The sequence below is a fragment of the Streptomyces sp. 2A115 genome, from assembly GCF_052245575.1.
GTDB lineage: Bacteria > Actinomycetota > Actinomycetes > Streptomycetales > Streptomycetaceae > Streptomyces.
The window spans coordinates 1-852 of sequence record NZ_JBQQCG010000247.1; the positions used below are offsets into that span (position 1 = coordinate 1).

General features: G+C 71.6%; 1 protein-coding gene. It reads left to right on the plus strand.

The features are described from left to right. Positions 1-842: transposase (locus ACTWQR_RS55855; protein ID WP_443235033.1), on the plus strand; the 842-nt coding region annotated here is incomplete at its 5' end. Positions 843-852: the final 10 nt, after the last annotated feature.

The window sequence follows — 852 nt, forward strand, 5'->3', positions numbered from 1 at the left end:
CCGGCTACGACGTCGCCTACCTCTCCCACGCCCTGGCGGACCTGCCCGTCGTCCTGGTCGGACGCCTGCGCTCGGACCGCGTCATGCTCCGCGACCCCGGCCCCGCCCGCTCCGGGCCGAAGGGGGGACGGCCGCGTCGGCACGGCGGCGTCCTGACCTTCGCCAAGCCCGACAGCTGGCACGAACCCGAGGTCACCACGGTCACGGACACCACCCGCTACGGCAAGGCCGAGGCCAGAGCCTGGGACCGGATGCACCCCCGGCTCACCCACCGCGGCCCCTGGCTGGACCACGCGGAAGAGGAACTGCCCATCCTGCACGGCACGTTGATCCGCCTGAACGTCGAGCGCCTGCCGGGCGACCGCGACCCGAAACCGGTCTGGCTGTGGTGCTCAGCCACCGCCCCCACACCCACGGACGTGGACCGCTGGTGGCAATCATTCCTCCGCAGATTCGATCTTGAGCACACCTTCAGGCTCATGAAACAGACCCTCGGCTGGACCGCCCCGAAGGTCCGTCACGCGGACACCGCCGACCTGTGGACCTGGCTCATCATCGCCGCCCACACCCAGCTCCGGCTGGCCCGACCCCTCGCCGAGGACCTCCGCCGCCCCTGGGAACGACCGGCCGAGCCCCGGCGCCTTACCCCCGCCCGCGTCCGCCGGGGGTTTCGCAACGTCCGCGCGACCACTGCCCGTCCAGCGGCCGCACCAAAACCCTCCCGGCCGGGCCCGGGACGGCCTCCCGGCTCGAAGAACAAGCACCGAGCCAGGCACCACGACGTCGGCAAGACCGTCAAACGCGCCGAGTCGATCAAGGAACACCAAGCCCGCCCACGTTAAACGCCAAGCT